The sequence below is a fragment of the Mycobacterium sp. genome (assembly GCF_035603715.1).
In the GTDB taxonomy this organism is placed as follows: Bacteria; Actinomycetota; Actinomycetes; order Mycobacteriales; family Mycobacteriaceae; genus Mycobacterium.
Window position 1 is genome coordinate 1 of record NZ_DATNJW010000219.1, and the last position, 2,778, is coordinate 2,778.

The window sequence follows — 2,778 nt, forward strand, 5'->3', positions numbered from 1 at the left end:
GCCGCTGATTGCTGAAACTCATGTCTGGCTACGTACCCGCCCGCCCACGCCCGAGAAACTCCCGATTGGCTGTGACCGCCGCTAAGGTCCGCCGCGCCAGTGATCGATGCGGTGGTGATCGGGCGTGAACCCGTGCTTGACACCCCACAAGACGGCCTGGGTGCGACTGCTCACGCCGAGCTTGCGATAAATGGTGCGGATGTAAGACTTCACTGTGTTCGGGCTCAGATAGGTCAGCCGCGCGACGTCGGCGTTGCTCATGCCCTGGGTGATCAACGCCAGAATCTCCGCCTCGCGTTCACTGAGCCCTTCGCCGCGGCCGGGCCAGTCCAGCCCGGGCGCGCTGCGTGCGCGCGTCGCCACATCACTGATAACCACTTGGCCGGCGTGCACGGCCTCCAAGGCCGCCACCAGCTCTCGCGCGGGCAGCGTCTTTGACAGATACCCCTCGGCGCCATGTTGCCGTGCGCTCTGGACAAGGTCAGGGTGAAAGTTCCAGGTGTACACCACAACTCGATGCGCACGTGGGTTGGCGACGAGATGTCCGATCTCTTCGTGATCGGACTCGGGTTGGGCGAATGAGTCGTACAAGACGATGTCGACATCGTCTTTGACGGAAACGCTGGAGTCGAGTTCCGCGACGACGATCCGGTCGCGATACGGCTCCAACATGTTGGCCACACCCTTGACGACGACGTCGTAGTCATCGACCAGCGCAACGGTGATCGGCGCGCGAGGTGTGTGTGGCATGCCGGGCGACATTACCCCCTTAGGGGTGTATTTGTACCCCCTCAGGAGTGGTCGACTTGTTCCAGGGCCGGCCGACCCGAACATCGGTCACCCATCACCTGAGGAAAGGGCTCAACCATGATCACTCTCGGCGTCATCCTGCTGATCGCGGGATTTCTACTCAAGATCTCCATCCTGTGGACTCTGGGCATCGTCGCGCTCGTCGTCGGCGCGATCCTGGCCATCCTGGGCGCCAGCGGACGCGCAATCGGCGGCCGGCGCCACTATTTCTGAGCGTCCGACGTTCAAGTCGAGCCGGGCGCCGCGACGTATGCCGTACGTCACAAATTCACGTTTGCCCCTTCGCTGAAGGGGTTATTCAACGCATGTCAGAAAGGAGCCTGCGATGCCCATCTGGGAATGGATCTTGATCGCGGCCGTCGCTGTCGTTGTGGTGGTCGCGGCGGCAGTTGTCATAAGCATGATCAGCTTTCGCTCAAAAACGAAGCGGCTCAAAGAGCACTACGGCACCGAGTACGAGCGGGTGGTCGATGAGACCGGTAGCGAGAAAGGTGCGGTGCGCGAACTCACGACGCGGGAACGCGAGCATGACAAGCTCGACATCGTTCCGCTCTCGCCTTCGGCGCACTCGGAATTCTCCGCCCGCTGGCAAGAGGTGCAGGCCGGATTCGTGGACAACCCCGCGACGGCCGTCGGCGTTGCCGACCGTTTGGTGACTGAGGTAATGCGCCAAAGGGGCTATCCCGTCGACGAATTCGACCAGCGGGCCGCGGACATCTCCGTCGACCACCCGCAGATCGTCGACAACTACCGGGCGGCTCACGGTATCCACGTCACGGAGCAGCAGGCCGACACCGAGCAACAGCGAGAGGCGTTCGTGCATTACCGGGCGCTGTTCGAGAAGTTGCTCGAAACCCCGACCGACAAGCAAGCATCACAGGAGGCAAGCGCATGACCGTACATGAAGAGCAACCCGTCGCAGCAGAACCAGAACCGCGTATCGACGACGCGAACGCGGCGGACGCGGCGCACAAGCCGGGATCCGCTGCCGAGGACATCGGGGCGGAGCCGGTACGCGAGCCGCAACCCGCTGCCGACGACATCGGAGCCGAGGCGGTACGCGAGCCGGAGCCCGTTGCCGATCCCGTCGAGGCGGAGCCGCCTACGGTGGACCACGAATCGTCAACCGCAGAAGAGCTTTTCGCCGGCGACGATGTCGCGGATCTGCGTTCGCGGTGGGCCGGCGTTCAGGCCGCATTCGTCGACAATCCCAAGGAGTGCGTCCAGAAGGCAGACCACCTGGTTTCCGATCTGGTCGAGCACCTCACGACCGGATTCGCTCAGGCACGGTCCCGGTTGGAAGAACAGTGGTCGCAAGGGCAAGAGGCCTCCACTGAAGATCTGCGGGTGGCTCTGATGCACTACCGCGAATTCTTCGACCGTCTGCTCGCCGTCTGAACTAGCTGTACGACAACAGAATTCGCTGTTCAGCGCCACACGAGTGGCATGCCTTCGGCGGCGAGCCAGGCATTGAAGTCATAGCCGTTGCGGGCAAGGCCGTCCACCGCGTGCACAGCACGGTGGACGGCCTTCGCTGCGACCTCAGGGGCCAGCAGGCCGTGCCGCATCGCGTCCAACAGTTCGTCGGTGTCGGTTAAGGTCACACCCCGGCCGGTACGGACCACGAGGTCGAGGTAGTGATCCTCGGAGATCCACACATCCGGACCGGGTGTGTATTCGCCGACGTCGAGGTAGTAGTCCTGGTCGCGTTCGTGGCCGGGGTTGAAGTGAAAGATCGTCGCCCGCAAGCCCAGTGACGGCAGCAGCCACGATTCGAGGTAGTGAAACTGCGCACGGCCGGGCGTGGGCCGGGCCAGGTAGAGACCCCACGGCTGCACGACATAGTCATCCACCGCCCGCACGATGCCCTTCGGATCGGTGTTGGTGCGGCCGCGCAGGTCGAACGTCTCGTGCTTGGGGGCGTGAATGGCGTACCTCGTATCAGCGGCGAAGCCGGATCTTCCAACG

General features: G+C 63.4%; 5 protein-coding genes. 3 read left to right on the top strand and 2 right to left on the bottom strand.

Features of this window, described 5'->3' with window-relative positions; translation table 11 throughout:
* Window positions 1–81 precede the first annotated feature (81 nt).
* On the bottom strand, window positions 82–750 hold the full coding sequence (locus VN856_RS09175) for a response regulator transcription factor (protein WP_325688199.1): 669 nt from the start codon (window positions 748–750) through the stop codon (window positions 82–84).
* Between the two features lie 117 nt (window positions 751–867).
* Between VN856_RS09175 and VN856_RS09180 the strand changes: the two genes are divergently transcribed.
* The 3 genes from VN856_RS09180 to VN856_RS09190 all read left to right on the top strand — a co-directional run bounded on the left by VN856_RS09180 (window position 868) and on the right by VN856_RS09190 (window position 2,208).
* On the top strand, window positions 868–1,023 hold the full coding sequence (locus tag VN856_RS09180) for a DUF6131 family protein (RefSeq protein ID WP_325688201.1): 156 nt from the start codon (window positions 868–870) through the stop codon (window positions 1,021–1,023).
* Window positions 1,024–1,135: 112 nt separating this feature from the next.
* Window positions 1,136–1,705, top strand: a complete 570-nt coding sequence (locus tag VN856_RS09185; protein ID WP_325688203.1) for a hypothetical protein — start codon at window positions 1,136–1,138, stop codon at window positions 1,703–1,705.
* A complete protein-coding gene (locus tag VN856_RS09190) occupies window positions 1,702–2,208 on the top strand; it encodes a hypothetical protein (protein WP_325688205.1) in 507 nt (168 codons plus the stop codon). The genes VN856_RS09185 and VN856_RS09190 overlap by 4 nt, the downstream gene beginning before the upstream one ends.
* Window positions 2,209–2,237: 29 nt before the next feature.
* Here the strand turns inward: VN856_RS09190 and VN856_RS09195 are convergent, their stop codons facing one another.
* Window positions 2,238–2,672: a DUF402 domain-containing protein gene (locus VN856_RS09195; protein WP_325688207.1), complete on the bottom strand. Its 435-nt coding sequence runs from the start codon at window positions 2,670–2,672 to the stop codon at window positions 2,238–2,240.
* Between the last annotated feature and the right edge of the window lie 106 nt (window positions 2,673–2,778).

Excerpts from the sequence above, each read along its gene's own strand:
- VN856_RS09190 (WP_325688205.1), top strand. The coding sequence starts at position 1,702 with ATGACCGTACATGAAGAGCAACCCGTCGCAGCAGAACCAGAACCGCGT.
- VN856_RS09180 (WP_325688201.1), top strand. The coding sequence starts at position 868 with ATGATCACTCTCGGCGTCATCCTGCTGATCGCGGGATTTCTACTCAAG.
- VN856_RS09175 (WP_325688199.1), bottom strand. The coding sequence starts at position 750 with ATGCCACACACACCTCGCGCGCCGATCACCGTTGCGCTGGTCGATGAC.
- VN856_RS09185 (WP_325688203.1), top strand. The coding sequence starts at position 1,136 with ATGCCCATCTGGGAATGGATCTTGATCGCGGCCGTCGCTGTCGTTGTG.